This is a genomic window from Enterobacter sp. KB-221C9 (assembly GCF_041320715.1).
Lineage (GTDB): Bacteria > Pseudomonadota > Gammaproteobacteria > Enterobacterales > Enterobacteriaceae > Enterobacter > Enterobacter asburiae_D.
Genome location: NZ_JBGIWG010000021.1, coordinates 1 through 21,470 on the forward strand (window position 1 = coordinate 1; position 21,470 = coordinate 21,470).

Consider the following 21,470-nt stretch of genomic DNA (forward strand, 5'->3'; position numbering starts at 1 on the left):
GCTAAAGCCGAAGAGAAACGTCTGAAAGCTGAAGCGCGTGCTAAAGCTAAAGCTGAAAAAGCCGAAGCGAAAGCTGCTGAGCAGATTCGCAAAGCTGAAGAGAAAGCTGAAAAAGCTCGTCAGAAAGCCGAAGCTGCTAAAGCTGAAGCGGCTGCACTGGCTGGCGGTAATACCGAAACTGACGTTGACAACGACGCAGAATAATCGGCGCTGATCACGAACGCACCTCTTCGGAGGTGCATTCAATGGACATCCTTACAACTCTCCTTTTCAACAAACTGATTAAGCCTGGTGCGTTGGTGTTCAGTGAGGGTGTCCAGTGAATGCAGTTCAATTCTGCTCGCTGACCGAGATTTGGGAAATGCCATGATGCCTGGGTTTGAGTCCCAGGACGCCATAAGGGGTATTGGCTCGCTACCTTGACCCTGGCGCCGGATGTAGATGGCGGTCAACCAATTTAGTTGTGGTGTTTTGGCATTTTCCTTTTTGACATCCTCGCGGGATGGCAGGTTATCCACAATAACACCAGGTCGCTGAAACACCACAACTAAGCTGGTTACTTGCTGTGTGCTCTTCTCTTAATCCTTGTGATAAGTGTAACGCTATATACTTCGCCGAGGAGAGCGCACAGCAAGTGTACCGGAAGTGCATGACGTTGACAGTTGCATTGTTTCTACTCCTTGTGTAATCATCCAGCCCTGCCAAAAGGACCAGTTTGCGCTGGTCCTTTTTCTTTTACCCGAATATAAAAAGTGCTTTACCCCTAGAGAGTGATGTAGTATAATAAGTTATATTTCGTTAGGAGAGAGTACAATGAACTTACAACGTGTTGCCGAATCATATTACCACATCTGGATTCTGCGTCTGCAGGGTCAAATAGATTTTGTCAATAACACTGGTCGTGAAGACTATCTGCCTGCAGATGCTTTCGCCAAAGTGTGTCAGTACGCCAAAGACATTGAATACGAGTTTGATAAGGTCAAATTCACAGCTAGCGTACAACGTGCCTTCACAGCCTTTGAAACAACCATGCGCTGCAAGTTTCCGTATATCAAGCGCATCTCCCGTACTGGCCTTTTCATTGTTCCCTTTCCTGTGGGTAAAGACCGTTACGACGTTGTAGAACGTGCCCGTCATATTATCTGGTCTACTGAGACCAAACGTAAATTCATCGAAACTGTATGTAAGGAGCTCCGTGATGCGATTCAGTAAAATTGCTGCAGGTGTAACTGCTTTCCACCAGAAGTTTGACCTCAAGCCTATCAGTGAAGGCGGTAAGCCTGAATTCAAACTTCGCTATGACCGTCTTATCGAAGAGATGGATGAGATTGAGAAAGCCATCAAGGAAGGCGACAAAGCTGAATTCCTGGACGGCATTGTTGACCTTATCTATATCGCTGCAGGTACTCTATACCTGTATGACCAGACTACCTGGTTCTCAAATGAATTTGAATACCCGATTCATTTCATTGACCCATGCAGCTGGATGGAGAAGTTTGATGCCAAGGGTCTTCGCGTATACGTTAAAGATACCGAAGACACTCACTGCGACCGTCTGGCACAGCTTATCATCCATCTTATCAACTGGTGTGCTGCAAACAACTGGCCACTGGATGATGCATGGGATGCTGTACAGAAAGCCAACATGGCAAAAGAACGTGCTAAACCTGATGCAAGCAACAGCAAGCACAAGTCAGGCCAGGACATTGTTAAACCAGAAGGTTGGGTCAAACCTGACATTCAGGCAATTATCAATGCGCACACTAACCCTAACCAACTGGAACTGCTGTAATGAAAACATACCAAACTGTTGATGCACTGTACGACGACCTGATTTCTACCATCCTGAACAAGGGTGAACAATCAGGTGACCGCACTGGTACCGGTACTCGCCGCCTGTTTGGCACTGCTTTCAAACTGGCGTTTAAAGACAACAAGCTGATGGTTCCAATCTTCAAGCCTGTTAACATCAAAGCTGTAGGTGCTGAGCTTTATTGCTTTATCAACGGCATTACCAACGTCGATACTTTGAAGATGTTGGGTTGCAACTGGTGGGAAGCCAACCTGCAAGATGCAAACAAACGTTGGGGCACACCTGACAATCGTGACTTAGGTCCTGTATACGGTGCTCAATGGGTTAAAGAGTACTGGAAGAATGGCGAGCTGACAGACCAGTTGCAAGAGCTGGTGCATACGCTGAAGACCAATCCTACAGACCGCCGTATGTACGTAACGGCATGGAACCCACAAGAGATGCCGAGCATGGCCCTTCCGCCTTGCTACCATGGCTTCCAGTGTTTTGTCAATGGAGCAAACGAGCTTGAGCTGATGTTCCATATGCGTAGCGCTGACGTGATTCTCGGTCTGCCTCATGACATTCTCCTGCATCAATTACTGCAGATTATGTTGGCGGCAGAAGTAGGTTGTGCCATTGGTGACCTGACTGTTACACTGGGCGATTACCACATCTACGAAAACCATGTTGACGCTTCAAAGCAGTTCCTTGAGCGTATCGTAGAGAATGCTGATGAGATGTATGACACTAACGCACGTCGTCGACCATCAATCAACGCAATCTATGATAAATCAATCTTCAACTTCCGTGTTGATGATTTGAACGGCCTGATGGCGGAATATACGCCAATGGCAAACATTAAGTTACCAATGGCTGTATAAGGAGACGGGCGGCTTAGGTCGCCCTTTTAACTATGGGCAAATTTAACTATGACACCAAAGCCTTACAGAAAATCGTTGAAAGGGTTCGTCCTGTCAAGTACACTGATAGCGGTCTTATGGGCAAGCTATGGGTGGACAAGGAAGTCATGCACTCGTTCTACAAGAACGTATTATTACGAGTACCATCGCCAGGTTTCCCAGACATACAAGTTGATGCTGAATCATTTCGCAAGGCCGTTAATGCTGCACGGACTAAAGAGATTACTTTCAATATCACCGCCGGAGGGAACCTCACAGTCACAGCAGGAGTTCTTAAGACAAGAATGCAATGCTTATCTGAAGTTCTGCCACCAGTTACTTCAGTCAATACGTGGTACTCCGCACACGGAGAGCTCCTCCCAGTTTTATCAGCTCTCGCAAAATGGGTACCTAGCGAGGCTCCACAAGTCTGGGCGACATCATTACTTTTACGCGATGGCTATGCTTACGCGACAAATGGTAAGTATATGATTCGCGAGAAGCTTAACGTTGACTTTGAATTTGAATGTGCTATTTCAAAGCCAATGCTTGACGCCTTGGTTAAGCTGAAGATGGAACCCACAAGTGTAGGATATACTCGCGGCCAGATGTTCTTCGGGTTTGAAGATAACGTACAGATGGATTCGCCTGTGCTTGCAGCAACATGGCCAGACATATCCAAGTTCTTCAGCATGGAAATGAACATGGAAGACATCACGCCTGAGTTCCTGGAAGTTATGGACCAGCTTACGGGTTACGATGAAGGTCAAGCAATCTTGCAGGTTATAAGCGAAAGCAAGGCAAAGGCTAACCTTCCAGATGATGTGATTCCAAAGATGACTGTTGACATCAACTTTGAGTCAACTAAGTTTACAAAGCCGTTTAACTGTGTTATAAGTCAAGTGAGCAAACTTGCAAAAGGCATGCAACGTATTGGACTAGGAAGTCAGGCGCTTAAGATGGAGAATGACACGCGTACAGTTGTACTTGCGTACGTGAGGGCAGGTCAATGAGTTTTCTTTTTGATGGATTTGAAGGGGTCAAGAATGTTAAACCTATCAACCGTCCTATTCCGCATGTCAGGGATACTGGATGGCGGCCGCGCGCGCATTACCCGGATTTGTCTTCTGCGAAACTTATCGGTATTGACTGTGAGACATGGGACCCAGGGATGGACACAAATGGTTCTGGTTGGGCCAGGCGGGAAGGTCATATCGTTGGAGTTAGTGTCGCCACTGACAACGGATTCAAAGCTTACTACCCAATACGACACGAGCTCGGAGCAGAGGATAACCTACCAGTTGAGCAAGTATTTGGTTGGCTACGACGGGAACTTTCGCGACCTGAGCAGACTAAAGTCGGTGCTAACATCACATATGACCTGGGCTGGCTTTCTGCAGAAGGCGTGGAAGTCAAAGGACTGTGCATGGATGTTCAATATGCAGAAGCTCTTCTCGATCCAGGTGCGCGTGTGGCGTTGGAAGGACTTGGAAGAAAATATGTAGGTGAAGGCAAAGACTCAGCAGAAATGTATGAGTGGATTGCGGAAGCTTACGGGTGTAAACCTACAGGTGAAGCCCGTAAGTACATCTACAAAACGCCTCCACGTCTTGTGGGCTACTATGCAGAATCAGATGCGGACTTGCCAATCCACATCATGAAAGCCCAATGGCCTTTACTTCAACGCTGGGCTTTAACTGACGTGTTTTATATGGAGTGCAAGCTCATTCCATTAATGTTGAAAATGCGTTTTGCAGGTGTACGTGTTGACTTGGATGCAGCGAAAGTCGCCGACGACAGATTGTCCGAAGAGATTAAGAAGATGCACAAGCAGATACGCGACCAGCTTGGCTTCAATGTTAACGTCAACTCGGGTAGTGACCTTGCTCTTGCCTTTGACCATCTAGGTCTGGAGTATGGCAGGACTAAAGCAGGTAACCCATCATTTACGGCGGACTTTCTTGCAGGCCTGCATCACCCGTTTGCAGAGCTTATTTCTGAGATTAAGTCCTATGAGAAAATCCAGTCCACGTTTATTCGTGGCTACATCTTGGGGATGAATACAAATGGCTTCCTTCACGGTCAATTCCATCAAATGCGCGGTGATGACGGCGGAACCGTTAGTGGTCGGTTTAGCTCATCTGACCCTAATCTGCAGAATATACCGTCTCGACACAAAGTATTGGGACCACTCGTTCGTTCTTGTTTCGTACCGGACTTTGGACACAGATGGGCTTCCGCCGACTACGCCCAAATCGAGTATCGATTCATGGCGCATTTTGCAGTCGGACCGGGTGCTGATGAGTTACGAGCAATTTTTGCGGCTAACCCGGAAGCAGATTACCACGCTGTTATGGTCGACATTATTAAGGAAGCCTCAGGTCACATTATAGAGCGTAAACCAGCGAAGACAATTAACTTCGGTCTGCTATATGGCATGATGCTTAAAGCACTTGCCCGTAAGCTGGCTATGACTCCTGAGGAAGCAGAACCAATCCTTGCGGCTTATCACCAGGGTGCACCATTCATCGGTGCAACAATGAAGCACTATGAAGAGCTATGCTATTCACAGGGTTACGTTGAAACTATAATGGGCCGCAAAACGTGGTTTGATTTGTGGGTGCCTGAATGGGGCGGACAAGGGTTTACTCCGCTTCCGAAAGACGAGGCTCTTGCTACCTATAACCGTGGTAACATTAAACTGGCTAACACCCACAAAGCAATCAACCGAGTCCTTCAAGGTTCTTCTGCGGACCAGATGAAAGCCGGTATGCTGAAAGGTTACGAGGACGGGTACTTTGACGAAATTGGTGTTCCACGTCTTACAGTACACGATGAATTAAACTTCTCTATCCCAAACACTAAGAGTGCAGAAGCAGGATTTAAAGACTTTGTAAAGGTCATGGAAACTGTATTACCACTCCGTGTTCCTGTTCTTACAGATGCGCAAATAGGTATGAACTGGGATGAGGCACACTAAAGGTCTATTATATGTCTAATATAGGTTTAGAATACCCAGTAGATGAAACGCTTAAGGCAAGGGCGAAGGAGATACTAGACGCCTCAGAATGTAAGACGGGACTGGACTGGTTTATGCGGATATTCCAGGAAGAACCGGAAGATGTTGCCAAAAAGCTTTACAAAAGCGGTATCAACGGTTATGATATTACCGCCCTGTGTTTTGAGATACGAGGCGAGGACGACGCATGGACACAGAAGCTATGCGACGAGTTAGAAACTATCTACTGTGAAGAAGAATGTAAATGATTGAGACTACCCGCACTTCAGACGTTAACGATATGGCATCGGATGCTGAGCAGATTGCACGTGATGCAGCAATAGCAAGTCGCGTGCAATATAAAGGTGTGAGTCCTATTGATTGCTATCAGTGCGGCGAACCTATCGAACCAAAGCGTCGTGAGCTGATTGCCGGTACAGTACTTTGTTCTCACTGTGCTAACTTTAACGAGCGCAAAGCCAAGCGATAAAATAAAGGGCCCTTATTCGGGGCCCTTTCCATTACTCCATTCGATTATCTTATCTATCTTGTAAGTACAATCTTCAAGAGCCACTCCCCTGTCTATTGCCAACTGACCTATATCCTTCCAGGTCTTACCCTGCAACACAGGCTTCTTGCACGTAACAAGATAAGCCTGAGGCGGGTACTGCTTGACGATTCTGTCCTTGTAAATAACCTCAGGCTTGTTACTGCATGAGGTCGATAACACCGTCAGGAGCATTAGTATTGGCACAAGCATCATTCTTTGTAGCTGCGTCATACTTTGGTTTCCTTTCTTTGAGCTTGTCCTCAAGCTCTTTATTCTTAAGGGCCATGTCAGCAGAAGCATTGCGCTCAACAGCTATCTGACCGCGCAGCTCAGTATTGGCAGTGGACAATTCTTTGTTGTCCTTTGTAATCTGCTCAATAGTATCATCCTTGATTTGAATGTCCTGCTTGAGGGACTTAACCCACAAACACAGCAGAACAATGGCAATTCCGAACAACGTGATTATTACTGCACCGGTTTTAGACATAAGGCTTTTTCCTTCTGCTTACGTATAGTCAAGCCTCTGTACTTGCCGCCCATATCCCAGTCAGTAATACGGTTACACATCTCCGTCCAGTTCTGGTAGCGAGCTGCAGTATAGATGCGGGTTGGAGAACCATCTTTATTACGACGCAACTTAGTGCAACCGTGGTTGAATACCATCGAGGTCATTGCGCTAAACTGGTTGTCGTTCATTTCCTTTCCGTGGAACCAGTTATTAACACAGGTTTCAGCTTCCTGGATATTCTTGACCCATCGGTCAGCAATCTCCTGGTCAGTCAAACCTGCTTTACGCACTGCCGGTTCATCTTCGTAGATGCGGCTACCAATACCAACGGTAAGATAGCCAGTAGGGCAAACATACGGGTTGCGCATGCAACCTTCTGCATTGCCGATTATTTCAAGACCTTCCTGGTTAGTCCGTACGTGCGTACTGGTCATTGACAATACCAGACCAATAATAGCAAGTACGGAACAACCACCTTTAGTCGCTGTTGATTTTAGACTCACGCAACACCTCTTCTTCGGAAGCTACCTCATCTTCCACCGGCTTCTTACGTCTGTAATAGTCCGACATAATTTTGGTTCGACGTGTCTGGTTATAGGTAACAACAATTAACATTATAAGGGATGAGATAATACCAATGATAGTACCCCAATCGCTTAAAGACAATGTACTAACTGTTATTGTAAGCCAGGCAATGAACTGGCCAATTGTATAGCACCAGCGCTAGAATAAGTCGTGCATCCCTTAGCTCCGGTTGGTTGTACACTCAGAGTGGATTATAGCACGATTGTTTGCCAAAAGAAATATGCCAGCAACTGATTAAGCTTGCTGGCATCAATAACTTATGGTCGCTCAGGCCAGTCGATATGAGGTGCAGCCGATACGTCAAGCACTGTAAGAGCTGCTCGATATTTACTCAGCAGCACACGGCGTGTCGGGTCCTCTTCTTTATCAATCTCGTCGCCAACCCAAACTAACTCAGACTTAAGTTTGTATGAAGCATCTTCCTTGAGCTTGTCAGCGTGCAACATAAACTTGCCATTGAAGTACAGCCATTGATGGCATACTTCTGAGAAGTTCTTAACATCAGGAATCTCGTCAACAACATAAACACTGGCGTTAACAGGAAACATCTGACCAGGCAGTTTGGTTGCAGCAACAACGACGTTGTACTCATCCACAGTAATAAACCATGCATCTTTGTACTGACGGGTTATTAGCCTTACAACCTCATACCAGTCGTTACCGCCTACATCACGAATGAAGGTGCAACCAGCTTTAAACTTAGCTAAGTTGACAGCCGTCCTTTGTGGGCGGTATTCGGTAAAGTTATTAAACTGTGCAAGTTCCATAGTTACTCCGGTTTAGCAGGTAACTTCATTACCGTACCTTCATTGATGTCAAGGCGGTTAACAGCAATACGATAATCACGCCACAACTCAAACAAGCGTTTTTCGTTGTCAGTTGCCTTACCCGAATCAACTGCATCGCGCAGAATAGAAACCTGCAAAGTAGCTTCTTCCAGCGCCGATGCTTTACGACGTCTTGCTTGTTCGATACCCACAGAAGGGTCGAGCTCAAAGCCTTTGCCGTTAAACAACCATGTACCTACACGTTGCACCATGGCGTCAGGCGCACCAGTAATAGCCATTACATAGCAGCCAGATGGGAATAGTGTCGACGCGTCAGCAGAAACTGCTGTAACAGCTTTATTGTCATTCACAGTAACGAAGTGCATCCCTTTACACTCAGTCTCAAGCTCAGGGATAACATCATACCAGCAACGCCCATCCGGCGCACCAAGATAGGCGACGCCGAGGGTGTTTGCCATATGTTCTTCGCTTTCACTCGCAGGTAAGCGAGGAGTAAAGGGACCGAACGTTTTGGCAATCTTCATTAAATTTGTCCTACAGTGAACCAGCTACCATTAACGAGAATCTGAAGTGGACGCGAGAAGACATTACGGAATTCATCTTCACGACCGCTTTTAGAATGAATATCGAAACCAGTTGCTGCGTGACCAGATGGGACGCGTAGCACGAAGGATTCGCCGCCAGTTCTTGGGTTAGTTACTTCAGAACCCCAACGGACGCTATTCACGACACTCGATAAGTCGACAGGCTGAGGGTTATTTGGTGAATATACTCTAGTCCCATTTTCGCATAAAGTAAAGCTATTTAGCGTGGTGACTCGGTTATTTGCACCATCCACAGACAATGCGGCAATACGTCTGTCAGCAATACCACCGGCACGAGACACAGCCAGGTTAATCTGGGTTGCACCGCCTGACACCAGGATATGCTGGATGTGCGTCATAGGTACTGAACCCCAGCGAGCCGCGGTAATCAGGTTACTGTTGGCCGAAACAGATACGGAGGTCATGTACTCAGTAACTGCCGTACCGCCTGCTACGTTACCAGATATCTCGTGAACTGCAACACCAGAAGAGTTAGCAGCGCGGAACAGGTCAGAAGTATTGCGCGCAATATGAACCCAACCTACTGTACCGAGGTTACCACGGATTGAGTCAGAACCATCCATAGGGATGAAGTCCTGGTCAATGTTCAAGTCTGCGGCGGACGGTTTATTGCTGGGACCATACTGACCTTCCCAGTTGTTCCACGTACCGTTAATTTTGTCGCGCAGGTACAGGATTCGTTTGTTAGCAGGCTTAGCCCATTGAGTAGCGTTATTAGCATCAATCTGGATATGTACCAGCTCACATGCAACGCCTGACTCTGGACCACCTACTCCTGTGGGTGTAAGCTGGTACAAGCCATCGTTAGTAATTGACGATGCGTTAGTAACAACTTCAGCATTACCACCGAGACCAAACGCGCCAACTTGAATCAGGTTACCTGAGTTCTTGCCGACCTGTCTTGCAGCAGCAGTTGCAGCAGTGAGGTCGAGTACAGGACGCCATTGTGTTGGGTTGTTAGCTGGCGCCATGTTAATATTCTGTACAAGGCAACGATAAAGCATATTGCTTGCTTGTACTTTAACAAGAGCACCAACAGGATAAGTCTCAGTGGCAACCCAGACGTCAACGCCTTGCTGCAGAATATAGTGGATGCCTTTGTCAGTACGGTTACCAATGAAGTTGAACCACTCCATAGGCGGAATACCGTCTGAGTAACCCAGGGTTGCACCCCAACCACGGGCAAGGTCGCCGAATGGTAACAGCTCACCAGTGCCTGCAGCACTCGCGAAGATGTCATTATCCGGTCTAGTCTGTACATCAGCCATATACGTTCACCTGTGCTGGTAAGTTTACGGTAGCATAACGATACAACGCATCTGTTGCATCTACGCTTGTGTTCAGGTTAATCTTAACACCCATCGGTCTCGGCAAGATGTCATAGTTCTGGATGAGCACCTGTTTCAATGGCGTGAGTGTACCATAAATTTCTAATGTGAGAGACATATCCTCATTGTCAGTAACAACAAAGTTGTTCTCACCGAAGAATTCTATCAGGAAGTCAATCAAGTATGGCAGATTGCCTTCCTGGAAGTTTTTCCAGATTTTCATCTTGATGTATGTGCGCAAGTCAACATCATCAAGAACAACTGGGTCGAACAGTGATGCACCGTAACGATAGAATGGACCGCCCTTTTTACCAGACGAACCACCAAAGCCGAGCACATCAGGAATTTTATTGGTGAAGCCGAAGAACTTACGGTCAACACCTTTCTTCAGCACGCGTGACGCACCAACACGAGCAGCAACATTATCCAGACCTTTGCCAAAAGCTTTGTCGATATTAAGACTATCAACAACCTGTTGCGCACCATCCCAGATAGGTTGAATCGCATCATCAAAACCCTGGATTGTAGCCAGGGCTTTTGGTTTGTCAGCATACTGTTGTATTAACAGTTGCTTGTAATTAGCCATCAGCGTTTACCACCGCAATAGTGATTCTGTCTGCTGAGAAGATTGCTCGTTGTAACGCAGTAATCTTCTGAATAGTACCAGATGTTGGATTTGCTGTTGTACCCACAAAGAAGGACTGAATGTAGAAGTTCGGGTTTGCACCTTGAACCAACTGGCCCAGTTCGTAAGTAGATACTTCTTCACCGATGTTAAACACTTTGGACAAGATTGCATTTTTAATCAAGTCTTCAGACACATCAGTAAACAGCTCTTTACGAGCAACAACAATTGACGCGTACATATTAACATATGTCGGCTGGCTCCACTTCATTGTACGTGGTTTGCCAGTCTTATCAGTTACGTTATAAGACTGCGTACCAATCTGCTTACAGCCTGTAGATTTACGACGGAAGATACAGTCTGCAATTTTAGCAGGTGTACCGCCATCAACTACAATCTGCATACTCTTAGCAGGCAGGCCAGTTAACGGGTCAGTAGTATCTTCATCGTTCTCATAACCAGCAGCAGCAATTACGTCAGGCATCTGGCGAATCTCAGCCACGATACCGTCTACTGTGTTTTGTGACGTAATACCGTAAGAGTCATATGCGCGGTCGACAGCTTCTGAGTCGAGCTCAGTAGATGCACCGCCAGAAGATACCTGCAGGTTAGTAACCTTAGTAACGCCAGGCAGGATAGTCTTTGGTGTCAGCACATCGTTAGCTAGTACGACAAAGCGGCCGGTCTTAGTAGAACTGAAGCTCGTTTCAACAACACCTGTGTCGTCGAGTGCTACAGTAGAGTTGAGCTGGTATTCATTACCAGCAGCATCAGCTACAATATAAGGCACACGTACGATTAAGTTCTTACTACCTTCAATCTTAACTTTAGTCAGCAGTGTAACCTGCTCAGACTTACGAGAAAGCTTGAGGTAAGCAAGGAACTGGTCAACATAAACGCCTGACGCTTGGTTAGGGTCAAGCATAGAGAACAGGATAGCAACTTGCTCGTCCTGGTCTGCAAAGATTTGTGCCAGTATGCCGACCATCTGTCCGTCTGCAGATTTAGCTGACAGGTCGATGTCAGCGCCATACACACGACGGAATAATGTCTCGAATCTGGAAATCCAGTCGTCAAGCATTACTGGCGTGTAACCGGTTTGAGTTACCGAGCCCATTGATTACCTCGCCGTTGCCAGGTTAACACTTCTGTTAACACTAATTGGGTTATGATAAATATCGTTAACTTCTACCGTGTAAGTAGCATGACGTGAGTCAGGGTCGAAGTTAAGGGTAAAGCTGTCAATAGATACAACGCCGTACTCTGACAGTATAGCAGTCTTGATTGCAGCCTCAAGCTCAGCCCATTGAACAGGCTTATCCATGAGACCGAACCAGTCTATGCCATACTCCAGGTCGTGAACCCAGTCTGCTGTATAGCACTGCAGAATCTGTTTGATGCGTTGTTCAATGGACTCAGACTCTTCGGCGTAGTCCAGACGACCACGTCCGAAGTTCCAGTCCCAGTTTGAATCAAGTCGTCTGGTTCTCATAAGCCACCTTATTGTGGACCGTCTGTAATACCGCCACCGTCGCCGTTCTCTTTGTGTTTGTGGGTGCTGAACTTAATACCGCCTATCGTTGCTTCCTTGAACGTTGCAGACGTGTTTGGCGCGGTTAAAGTAGGCGTTGAAGTAAGGTCAAGCTCAGTCGCTTTAACACTTACTTTGCCGCTGTTGTTAATATTGATATAGTGCGAACCGTCAACCTTACGAATTGTGATACCTTCCATCCAGTTGGTTATCTTCATCGGTCTAGGTCTGAAGCCCACAAGTACGAAGCAGTCGGACAAATCATTTTGTCTGAAGTCGCCAGGTACATTGTTCTCCGCAGTTTCATACCAGTTATCAATGCAGCGGTCAGCTACAAGTAACAGGCATGGGTCATTCTCTTTAGGTTCAACAGTGATAACGAACAGACCACCACCTAGCTGGAATAAAGGAGCATCAGCAATAGGTGGTAGGCGAAGCATTGAACCGTCAGGGCGTTCTGCGCTAATCATCGGTTCAGCAGTTATAGTCTGTGTGTCTTTGTCAAATGACATTACCCTGCCAGGTAAGCAATGACGCTTGCCGATAGCAGCAGCAAACAAAGCAGCTTCAAGCGCTTCGTCAAGCGTTGCTGTTTTAAAGTCGTTAACGGCCATATGTATTGTTAACTCCTGGCTCGGTTACATAGTCATACTGAATCTCAGACTTCTTACGCGGCTTCTTGAGACGACGTACTTTCTTGGCGAAGTCACCGCCGAGTAACGTCAAATCAGCCAGCCACGGTCCTTTCGGTTTGTTGTCACCTCGGAATCTTACTGTGTCGATTTTATACTGTCCGTCGTACTGTGTAAACATAGAATTTACCTGCACGAGTCCACCGACAGAAAGAGTAGGATTGAGATTACATGTTACCTCAAGACCTTTGTCTGTACCACGGGGAGCACCAACCATGCCTGACGACACTGACAGCACGATTACCTCGGCATCAGTATATCCGTTGTTAGGAATGATGTTTAGCTTGTTGTCTTGAATTGACCACGTAGCGTTATTAGCCCCGGCTATCTGGTCCAGAATTTGGTGAGTCTGACCAAACATAGTGCGAGCACGCATAAACGGTTTGATGTTGTTATCAAGACAGATAAAGCCTTCATCAACCTTTGGCATACTGGCAAGACACATATCAACAAGGTCGTCGTGCGTTGAGCCCTTAGTCAGGGTAGCAGACATAAACCCAGTTGTATACGACTTGAGAGCATCTGCACATTCAAGCACAGTCTGAATGTCCATACCATTACGCTGGTCATTAGTCCTGGTTATGTCGCCTTCGAAGATTTGACGATACACAACATCTGTAAGGCCATAACCCACAGAGAGACGGACGTAATCCCATTCGCCAGAAGCAAGTTTATAGCGGTTGGATTCAGTCAGGTTGAATACAGTGATTGTTGCTTTATTGGGATGCTTCGCATTACCTTTTTGAATATCAAAGGTAACGCGAAGGTTGGAAATGATTATACCTTCTTTCCCGTTACTGACCTCAAGCTTTAACGCTCGGCCAAACTGACGGGTAGGCTGTTTTGTCGACGATGAAGACACTGCAACGTCCTCCCATATCATCAGCGGTCATGGGACCAATACGGCTTGAGGACTTATCGCTGACTATCAGCGCAATACGAGTGTCCCAGCCACCAAAAGCTACTCGGCCATATTGTAAAGCATAACTGGAACAAAGTACATTGTTAGATGAGACGTCGGTTACTGTTGCCTGCCAGAGCTGACCTATGGTATTGAACCGTAGGTCAACCTGGTAGGTATAACCTGCAATCTGAATTGAGATTGACTGACGTCCAGCACTAGTCGGTTCAAGGTCGTAGATACCAGAACCGTCATTCCCGATAATATCAAGGAAGTGTGTGGTTGTCATAATCATCAGAACAGACCTCGCAGGTTAACGCCGAAGATGTCACCGAGTGTAACGTTAAAGCCTCGGTTATCGTTCGCCTTCTTATCACTAATAGATGTAGTTGTATTAATATCTTTCTTCGTAGTTGCATCACCCTGTGCTTGTGCTCGTCCACTTTTCTTTGAGCCTGTGTTAGCAGGTCTGCCAGTTGACTTAGCAGCTACAGCATTGGTAACAACAATTGGTACTTCCAGTATCTCACGGAATGTCAAAGTGAAAGTGGCTGAGCCGTCTTTCTCCTGTACTACACGAACAGACTTCAGAAGCATATTCGTATATTTAAAAATACCCGTGTCAACGTCACAGTAGATAACGTTTTTCTGGAAGTCCAGCAACTTACGATATACAGATTCAATACGTAAGTTGTCCGAAGGCTTCAACTGTTCCGCTATACTAAAGTCAGGCAACCAAGGAACTAAAGAGCTAGAAATGGTAGCGTCTAAACCACCCCAGTCTATAAAGGAAGCTAGCTTGTTTACTGCTAAGTCCCTTGTACTTTCGAGGACAGTAGACACTACTTTAGGAAGCTCTATATCATCCAAGAAATCAAGCGTTCTCAGGCCGGTAATATCACTGATTGTGTCTTCCTGAATCGATGTGTCCAGGTAACCCACAACCACGCCTGTGACCGTTATCACCTTTGGCTGGATAGCAGCATGGTCTGACGCCTTAGCACCAGACTCAAGTTCGTTGTCTGCAATCTCCAACTCAGAGGAGTGCTCTTCGTTGGTGACTGCATCCATCTTAATACCGCCACAGTTCCTGAAACGGAGTGTGGCGGTACCATCGCCCATGAGTGTGTTACGAGCGTCATTCGCCAGCTGCGTAGCCGAGTCAACAATACCTGTAAAGATGTCAGTCATTGTTTCACCGCCGTCTGCGAATTAGATTTAGACGAAGCATTCTGATGCGCCAGCTTAGTCTGGTCTGCAACTTCCTTGCCTACCTGTTGTGGGTTCTCAACACCTGTAATAGTTGCATCAACCTTGACGCTATTATCCTGGTGGATAACCGTAGGTGCGCCGCTGTTGTTAGCAGACTGGCTTGCACTATTCATTGCTGCACGCATTGCCTGGCCACCAGGAGTAAGCTCACCCGTGATAGGGTTGAAGTTACGAGCAGACCAGCTAAGTAAATCGCTAAAGCTAAATCCGCCACCTTGCGGCTTAGGTTGTTGCGGCGGCAAAGGTCCTGTGCCATAACCATCAGCAATAGCCTGAGGGTTATTCATGTTCGGCATCTTGCTAAACATGTTCAGCAGGTATTGGCCACCAGGCAGCTGAGCAATAGCTTCAGTAATCCAAAGCTTAATGTCTTCAATGCCTTTCTTAATCTTGACCATCAGGTTGTCCCACCAACCTGTCAGCTTGTCCCATGCCCTGCCATCGAAGATTGCCAGTATAGCATCAGCGATGATAAGTACATATTGCTTAACAAGGCTCCAAGCCTGAACAGCTTCCTTGGACCAGTTGACCATTGTCTCACGGCCTGCTAACGCATCATCAAGGTCAGCGAGCAGCGAGATGATTGCAGCAATACCGAGAATCAGCCAGGTTAACGGGTTCATCAGTATTTTGGCTGCAAGCACCATAAACGCATTACCTACACGAGCAAGTACAGGAATAAGCTGCATCAATGCAAATGTAGTTATGGCAACCATTAGCGGGAAGTTATCACCGACTACGTATACCAGACGCTTAACGTTTTCAATTAAGCCGAATACAAGGTCATCAAACTTTTTAAATGCTGCAGTAAGCGTTGCATCGTTAAGAACAGATGTCAACGTCTTGACCAGAGAGATAGCACCTTTGGTTGCTTCGCTCCAGATTCTGGTCTGCGAGAACTTAGCTCGTGCAGCATACCAGATTGTACTCAAGTTGGTAAGCTGAGCTTTCAGCGTGTTAGCAACTTGTTCTGCAATTGGTTTTAAACGCTCAGCTTCTTTTTTCAGAGCGCTGGTAAGAATGTCAGACGTGATTTGCTTCTTGCGCATCATGTCTTGCAGTTCACCAAGTGGTTTATCTAGGTAGCGAGACAGCGCACCCCAGATGTCGACACCGGCGTTAATGAACTGGTTCTTTTCTTGGCCCTGCAATGAACCCATCGCAGTAGCCTGACCATACGCAATAATGGTACGTGCCAAGTCACCGCCTGTTGCGGCAGTGATAGTTTTGAGCATCTGAAGTGAACCGTTTAACGGGTCAACGCCATATGCTTTTAATTTGGTAAAGCCGTCGAGTGCCTCCTGGAATGGTGTACCCATTTGCAGAGACATATCCATCAGCGTTTTCCACGTCGATTCTACGTCGTAACCGAAGCCTCGAATCTTGGCGCCAATTACATCCGCTTCTAACGCGGGCGCAAACATCTTGCCGAGCGCACTTGCAGCACGCTCAGCCAGATTGATTACGTCACCGAGGGTAATCACAAAACGGCGAGACAGCTGGTCGAAGAGGTCAAAGCCAGAACTATCGGCCTTACTCTCTAGCGATACCAGGAAGCTATCGATTATTGTCGCCATGGATTTCCTCTAGCTCGGCATAGTCGAGAATAGCTATATGCAGGTCACACAATTCGCATAGAGTGTAACTGGTCTTCAGTTCCTCCAGCTTTATATGGCCTTTGATAACTGGCAACCAAATAAACCAGTCAGTTTCTTGCGTCCCTGACTGGTTTCGTTTACGCTCTATTTCGTCGAGGGCATGGCTAGACCCGCTATTCCTGACAGGCCATTCCCTTTGAAAAAATCCGCGAATTGGAAGAGCAGACCTTCTTTCAGAATCGGCAGAATGTGGCTGCGATACTGGTTGAAGTGCTGGTCTTTTACATCGCCGAGTTTTCGCGGGGTTCCATTCACAACAACAACGGTGTTCTTGAAGATGAGGTCTTCAATCGCAGTCACTTCGTCAGAGCCTGCGTTGTCGAGCACAGCATCAAGGATAACCAACATGGCCTTCTTACCGTCGACCTTATTGTCTTTACCCACAATGTCAGCATTACCGATGCCTTTGAACAGTTTCCCTGCTTTCTTCAGGACTGCCCAGGCAGGTAGTGCGTTTGCCAGGTTCATGTTATACGTTACACCGTCGATGTCAAATGATTTGGGCTCAGTCATTTGTCAGTTCCTTTTATTAAGCGTCAAAACCTTCGGTCAGAGTCATACCACCGTTGTGGAAGACAATCGCGAATGTAGTTGGGTTGTGGCCGTTACCGCGGGTCCAAGGGGAACCGTCAGTGAAGTAACCTTTCTTGCCCCAGGCAAGGTCCTGGTTCAGAAGGTCTTTAGCCTGCAGAACAAACGGGACGAATCCACGGATGTTGTTACGCTGCAGGTTATACTGGTCGTTCAGCCATTTGGCATCAGGACCAGACTGCTTAACCTTAACGGTCAGCTTGATGGCTTTCGACGGGTTCATAATCTGAATGCCGTTACCATCTGCGCCAGCCAGGTAGGTGGACGCAGGGTCCACCCATTGAACGTCGATTACATCGGCGCCATCAGCCCAGTCTGACAACTGAACACCATTAAGGCTCAGCACGCATTCAGAAGAATCGATGATCATTGATAACTCCTTAACGTGTGAAGTTGATGAGGATGTCGCTAGAGTGGATAGCGCCAGCCAGTTTGATTGCAATCTGCATCACAACTGCTTCACGTTTCTCACGCTCTTCCAGAGGCTGGTCGTCAACATCAGGAATATAGATGTAGAAGCCAGTTTCCAGACGGTCGCCATAAGACAGCGTACCGAACTCATCACCATACCAGATGCCAGGTGCAACCAGACCGTTGTCCACAGCCTGCTGACATGCAACAGCTGCAGCACCAGTAAGGCGCTCGTGACCTTTGTTCGTCTGCGGCACCTTCGTGGGTGACGTAGCCAGGGCGTTGAAGACGTAGGTCTGAACAGCGTTACAGAACCAGTCCAGGCCGTGCACTTCATCCCAGAAGCGTGGCGGGTTGGAAGTACCAAGAACAGTACCTTCAGCCAGCATCGCAAACGTGCTGTAGTAGGTGTACCAGTTAATGCCCAGAGCTTTACACTTGTTCGCTTCAGTCAGCGTCAGAGTGTTGTTCGGCGTAATGCCAGGCTCTTGTTTAAACTTCATGGTAATCGTTGTGCGGTTACCTGAGAAGTTAACAGACAGTGCGCGGGCCATCGCGGAGATGTCAGCGTACTTCTGGTTGTTCTTGTCGTACTGCAGCCACATATTATCGTAGCCTTTGCCAGCAAGAATTTTAATCTTGTTGGTGTCAGAGTTTTCGATGTCTGCAGCGTTCAGCGTGGTATAGCTCATACGCTTTTTGTCGTATGCAGCTACTGCACCGGCCAGTGCGGTAAGCTCGTCAGCAGTGAGCTGAGCAGTTGGCGGAAGCGGACGAACAACGTACCAGTTAGGGTAAGCGTCGTTGAACGAGTTCAGCGCGTCTTCGAGAGTACCATCCGGGTCCCATGAGCCGATGACTACCGACTTAGGACGCGGGCTTTGTGCAAAGAATACTTTTAACGCTTCAATGACAACAGAGCCTGTACCCCAGTAAGCATTAGCTTCTGAGATTTGAGAGATTTCAACATAGTGACCATTGTCACCATCAGGGAATGCAGTGCCTGGGTCCTGAGTCAGGAGAGCCAGTTTACCGAAGTCACCTTTGCTGATACCAGTCGGCGTGTTGTTCAGTTGAACGTTGACAATCTGGTTGACATTCAACGGCATCTTGTTTACCTCATGGGGTGGACTTTCCGGCCATTATACACAGGAATAAAGTCTGTGTAAATGGCCAAGAAAATGTTTATTGCCTGGTTAGTCAACTGATTGATAGGAACTATCAGATGCTTCTACCAGTCCATTTTTTACTGTCGCACCTATCCTACAACCTCCGGAGGCGACGCCAGTTATCAGGCCTGTATTATCGACTGTTGCCACAGTGGCATCTGTCGTAGTATACTCGACCGTACTTGCTGGGTCAGTTAAGGCCCAGGCTGGAGTAGTTGAAACAACAAGACTTTGTGTTGCACCTACTGCCAACGAAGGTAACGAATCGGTGTGCACGCTTAATGTTACAGGGTACATACCAGACCCGTCACTAACTGCCTCACCATACGACTTAGCACTCATGTTAATGGTGGTACTACCTTCCGCTAACATTGTAACCAAACCAGTTGAATCAACAGTTGCTATTGACTCATCTGTTGACGAGTAAGCAATATCGGTCAACGGCGAGTTTGGCGGGTTCGTCGTATATGTCAGTTGCACCTTGTTACCCACAAGGAGGTTACTCGGGAACGAATCCGTCGTTAAGCTTGCGGGTGAAGGTACAGTAATTGTAATGGTGTCTGTCTTTCCGCCGTCAACAGTAGTGACAGTAATGACAGAGGTACCAAAAGCAATACCAGTCACAAGTCCATTTGAATCTACTGTCGCATTGGCAGGTGTGGCAGAAGACCAAGTGACAGCTTTATTGGTTGCATCGGCCGGGGCGACTGTAGCTGTTAGTTGTAAGGTTGTACCTTTAACAACATCTGCAGCATCCCCCTGGTCAATGGTTACCCCTGTAGGATGAACCACAGGAACACCAACACTTATTCCAATAGTAGCTGTAAAGCTACCGTCTTCAGTGGTGACAGTTATATTAGCACTTCCGCCTGCAACTGCCGTTACCAAGCCAGCAGAACTTACAGTAGCCACAGAAGATGCCGATGATTGCCACGACACGTTTTTGTTTGTTGCATTAGCAGGCGCAACAGTTGCGTGAAGTTGAAGAGTGTCTCCAACAGTCATGCTAGCTGTAGAACCTTCGTCAATAGTAACACCCGTGACAGGAACGACAGGAACCTTAACGACAACAGCCAAGGTATCAGTCTTCGCACCGTCAGTAGTAGTTACAGTTATTGTTGCGTTACCTGCTGCTACACCTGTTACCTTGCCATCAGCATCGACAGTGGCGATAGCCGTGTCACTGCTTTTGTAAGTAACAGATTTGTCAGTAGCGTTAGCCGGTAAAACAGTTATCTCGGTTTCTTCAGTATTACCGATGTTTACGTTTAGTGGTTCCTGAGTATCAAACTGTACGCTGGTAACATGTACAGTAGGCGGAATCACAGTTACTGCACACGTATCATATACGCTTGCAGAATAGAAAAGGGTTACGACAGTAGACCCAGGTGCAACAGCTGTAACTTTACCGTTTGTGTCAACAGTAGCTATTGCTGGGTTATCAGTCTGCCATGAGAAGTTGAGGTCGTCTGCGTCAGCTGGCAAGTAAGTGAAACTGAGTTGACCGGTAGCACCTACTTCAAGCGAGAGACTTGTGGGTGTAACAGTAACATCAGTAACAGGCACAGGTGCTTTGGTTATAATAAACCGAATCACAATAGTAAAACCACCATCGTCTGATGTGCCAGTTACAAATGCTTCACCAGCAGACACTGGTGTAACATAGCCTTCGGCATCTACAGTTACGACAAGAGGCTTACTTGACTTCCAGGTCATGCCCTTGTTAGTTGCATCAGCAGGGTCGTACATAACACCAATTAATACGCGGCTATCGTTCGACAGCATCTCGTAAAGGTATTTGCTCGCCCATATACCCTTCAGCTTAACTTCGGGGGTAAAACCTTTACCCCCGTTGCTTTTGCTGAACTGGACGTCGACAACCTCATTAAGTGGAAGCGACATCGTATGCTCCTGTTACGCGGTAACGGTTACAGCGCAGGTATCAGTTTTATTGCCATCAGTGGTTTTAACAGTGATGGTTGCTGTACCTTCTTTCAGACCAGTTACCAGACCAGAAGAGTTGACAGATGCTACTGTCGCGTCGCTGGAGGTATAGGTCACAGCTTTGTTAGTAGCGTCAGCCGGGGCAATAGTAGGAGTCAGCTGCTGAGTCTTAGTACCTGCCAAGGAAAGCGTGGCGGTCTTAGGAGCAACAGTAACACCAGTAACTGCAACAGGCGGAGTTGTAACAGTGATAGCTGCAGTATCAGTTTTGGTTGGGTCCAGTTTGGACTTAGCCGTGATAGTTGCAGAACCAACTTTAATACCCTGTACACGACCTGAGCCGTCAACAGTTGCAATGGTTTCGTCGTCAGACGACCACAGCACAGTAACATCGTCTGCGTCAGCAGGTGCGATGGTACTGGTAAGAGTTTTGAACTCGCCTACCAGCAGGCTGGCCGATTCAGGTGTAACGGTAATACCAGTAACCGGCGTTGGAATGAACTTACCGTTCACATCGAGCTTAGTCGGTTTAGCTGGCGGGAACTGCGTAACCTCTTCCTGACGCAGGTCTGCGTCTTCGATAGGACGGTTAGCGGTTGTGCGATTTGCCATCTGGAGAA

General features: G+C 47.2%; 26 protein-coding genes. 8 read left to right on the plus strand and 18 right to left on the minus strand.

Annotation, left to right across the window (positions count from 1 at the left end):
• The 8 genes from AB8846_RS21670 to AB8846_RS21705 all read left to right on the plus strand — a co-directional run.
• On the plus strand, positions 1-204 hold a 204-nt coding region (locus AB8846_RS21670), incomplete at its 5' end, for a hypothetical protein (protein ID WP_370733657.1).
• A 609-nt stretch (positions 205-813) separates the two neighbouring features.
• Entirely contained in the window at positions 814-1,212 is a 399-nt protein-coding gene (locus AB8846_RS21675) for a hypothetical protein (RefSeq protein ID WP_370733658.1), read from the plus strand.
• Positions 1,199-1,792 (plus strand): nucleoside triphosphate pyrophosphohydrolase family protein, encoded by a 594-nt coding sequence (locus AB8846_RS21680; RefSeq protein WP_370733659.1) that lies wholly within the window; start codon positions 1,199-1,201, stop codon positions 1,790-1,792. Before AB8846_RS21675 ends, AB8846_RS21680 begins: the two co-directional genes overlap by 14 nt.
• A complete protein-coding gene (thyA, locus tag AB8846_RS21685; RefSeq protein ID WP_370733660.1) occupies positions 1,792-2,676 on the plus strand; it encodes a thymidylate synthase in 885 nt (294 codons plus the stop codon). The genes AB8846_RS21680 and thyA overlap by 1 nt, the downstream gene beginning before the upstream one ends.
• A gap of 32 nt (positions 2,677-2,708) precedes the next feature.
• Entirely contained in the window at positions 2,709-3,707 is a 999-nt protein-coding gene (locus AB8846_RS21690) for a hypothetical protein (protein ID WP_370733661.1), read from the plus strand.
• On the plus strand, positions 3,704-5,674 hold the full coding sequence (locus tag AB8846_RS21695; RefSeq protein ID WP_370733662.1) for a DNA polymerase: 1,971 nt from the start codon (positions 3,704-3,706) through the stop codon (positions 5,672-5,674). The genes AB8846_RS21690 and AB8846_RS21695 overlap by 4 nt, the downstream gene beginning before the upstream one ends.
• A gap of 11 nt (positions 5,675-5,685) precedes the next feature.
• On the plus strand, positions 5,686-5,961 hold the full coding sequence (locus AB8846_RS21700) for a hypothetical protein (RefSeq protein WP_370733663.1): 276 nt from the start codon (positions 5,686-5,688) through the stop codon (positions 5,959-5,961).
• Positions 5,958-6,182 carry a TraR/DksA C4-type zinc finger protein gene (locus AB8846_RS21705; protein ID WP_370733664.1) on the plus strand — a complete coding sequence of 75 codons (225 nt, stop codon included), beginning with the start codon at positions 5,958-5,960 and terminating at the stop codon, positions 6,180-6,182. The genes AB8846_RS21700 and AB8846_RS21705 overlap by 4 nt, the downstream gene beginning before the upstream one ends.
• Before the next feature lie 217 nt (positions 6,183-6,399).
• On the opposite strand, the gene AB8846_RS21710 is transcribed toward AB8846_RS21705, so the two are convergent.
• The 18 genes from AB8846_RS21710 to AB8846_RS21795 all read right to left on the minus strand — a co-directional run bounded on the left by AB8846_RS21710 (position 6,400) and on the right by AB8846_RS21795 (position 21,462).
• On the minus strand, positions 6,400-6,729 hold the full coding sequence (locus tag AB8846_RS21710; RefSeq protein ID WP_370733665.1) for a DUF2570 family protein: 330 nt from the start codon (positions 6,727-6,729) through the stop codon (positions 6,400-6,402).
• Positions 6,708-7,184 carry a lysozyme gene (locus AB8846_RS21715; RefSeq protein ID WP_370733666.1) on the minus strand — a complete coding sequence of 159 codons (477 nt, stop codon included), beginning with the start codon at positions 7,182-7,184 and terminating at the stop codon, positions 6,708-6,710. The genes AB8846_RS21710 and AB8846_RS21715 overlap by 22 nt, the downstream gene beginning before the upstream one ends.
• 408 nt (positions 7,185-7,592) lie before the next feature.
• The gene (locus AB8846_RS21720) at positions 7,593-8,102 is read right to left on the minus strand and encodes a tail fiber assembly protein (RefSeq protein ID WP_370733667.1); all 510 of its coding nucleotides are present in this window, start codon (positions 8,100-8,102) and stop codon (positions 7,593-7,595) included.
• Positions 8,103-8,104: 2 nt separating this feature from the next.
• Positions 8,105-8,647, minus strand: a complete 543-nt coding sequence (locus AB8846_RS21725) for a tail fiber assembly protein (protein ID WP_370733668.1) — start codon at positions 8,645-8,647, stop codon at positions 8,105-8,107.
• The gene (locus AB8846_RS21730) at positions 8,647-9,996 is read right to left on the minus strand and encodes a pyocin knob domain-containing protein (RefSeq protein ID WP_370733669.1); all 1,350 of its coding nucleotides are present in this window, start codon (positions 9,994-9,996) and stop codon (positions 8,647-8,649) included. Before AB8846_RS21730 ends, AB8846_RS21725 begins: the two co-directional genes overlap by 1 nt.
• Complete coding sequence (locus AB8846_RS21735) at positions 9,989-10,642, minus strand: DUF2612 domain-containing protein (RefSeq protein ID WP_370733670.1); 654 nt, start codon at positions 10,640-10,642, stop codon at positions 9,989-9,991. The genes AB8846_RS21730 and AB8846_RS21735 overlap by 8 nt, the downstream gene beginning before the upstream one ends.
• Complete coding sequence (locus AB8846_RS21740; RefSeq protein WP_370733671.1) at positions 10,635-11,798, minus strand: hypothetical protein; 1,164 nt, start codon at positions 11,796-11,798, stop codon at positions 10,635-10,637. The genes AB8846_RS21735 and AB8846_RS21740 overlap by 8 nt, the downstream gene beginning before the upstream one ends.
• A gap of 3 nt (positions 11,799-11,801) precedes the next feature.
• A complete protein-coding gene (locus AB8846_RS21745) occupies positions 11,802-12,173 on the minus strand; it encodes a hypothetical protein (protein WP_370733672.1) in 372 nt (123 codons plus the stop codon).
• A gap of 8 nt (positions 12,174-12,181) precedes the next feature.
• The gene (locus AB8846_RS21750) at positions 12,182-12,826 is read right to left on the minus strand and encodes a Gp138 family membrane-puncturing spike protein (protein WP_370733673.1); all 645 of its coding nucleotides are present in this window, start codon (positions 12,824-12,826) and stop codon (positions 12,182-12,184) included.
• Positions 12,816-13,766: a hypothetical protein gene (locus AB8846_RS21755; protein ID WP_370733674.1), complete on the minus strand. Its 951-nt coding sequence runs from the start codon at positions 13,764-13,766 to the stop codon at positions 12,816-12,818. Before AB8846_RS21755 ends, AB8846_RS21750 begins: the two co-directional genes overlap by 11 nt.
• Entirely contained in the window at positions 13,708-14,100 is a 393-nt protein-coding gene (locus AB8846_RS21760; RefSeq protein WP_370733675.1) for a hypothetical protein, read from the minus strand. The genes AB8846_RS21755 and AB8846_RS21760 overlap by 59 nt, the downstream gene beginning before the upstream one ends.
• Positions 14,100-14,996 (minus strand): phage baseplate protein, encoded by an 897-nt coding sequence (locus tag AB8846_RS21765; protein ID WP_370733676.1) that lies wholly within the window; start codon positions 14,994-14,996, stop codon positions 14,100-14,102. Before AB8846_RS21765 ends, AB8846_RS21760 begins: the two co-directional genes overlap by 1 nt.
• Entirely contained in the window at positions 14,993-16,654 is a 1,662-nt protein-coding gene (locus AB8846_RS21770; protein ID WP_370733677.1) for a tape measure protein, read from the minus strand. The genes AB8846_RS21765 and AB8846_RS21770 overlap by 4 nt, the downstream gene beginning before the upstream one ends.
• Positions 16,655-16,819: 165 nt before the next feature.
• A complete protein-coding gene (locus AB8846_RS21775; protein WP_370733678.1) occupies positions 16,820-17,248 on the minus strand; it encodes a phage tail assembly chaperone in 429 nt (142 codons plus the stop codon).
• Positions 17,249-17,264: 16 nt separating this feature from the next.
• Positions 17,265-17,696, minus strand: coding sequence for a hypothetical protein (locus tag AB8846_RS21780; protein ID WP_370733679.1), 432 nt, complete (start codon positions 17,694-17,696; stop codon positions 17,265-17,267).
• 10 nt (positions 17,697-17,706) lie between these two features.
• Positions 17,707-18,846, minus strand: a complete 1,140-nt coding sequence (locus AB8846_RS21785; RefSeq protein WP_370733680.1) for a DUF3383 family protein — start codon at positions 18,844-18,846, stop codon at positions 17,707-17,709.
• Between the two features lie 87 nt (positions 18,847-18,933).
• Positions 18,934-20,808 (minus strand): Ig domain-containing protein, encoded by a 1,875-nt coding sequence (locus tag AB8846_RS21790; RefSeq protein ID WP_370733681.1) that lies wholly within the window; start codon positions 20,806-20,808, stop codon positions 18,934-18,936.
• Between the two features lie 12 nt (positions 20,809-20,820).
• Entirely contained in the window at positions 20,821-21,462 is a 642-nt protein-coding gene (locus AB8846_RS21795) for an Ig domain-containing protein (protein ID WP_370733682.1), read from the minus strand.
• Positions 21,463-21,470: the final 8 nt, after the last annotated feature.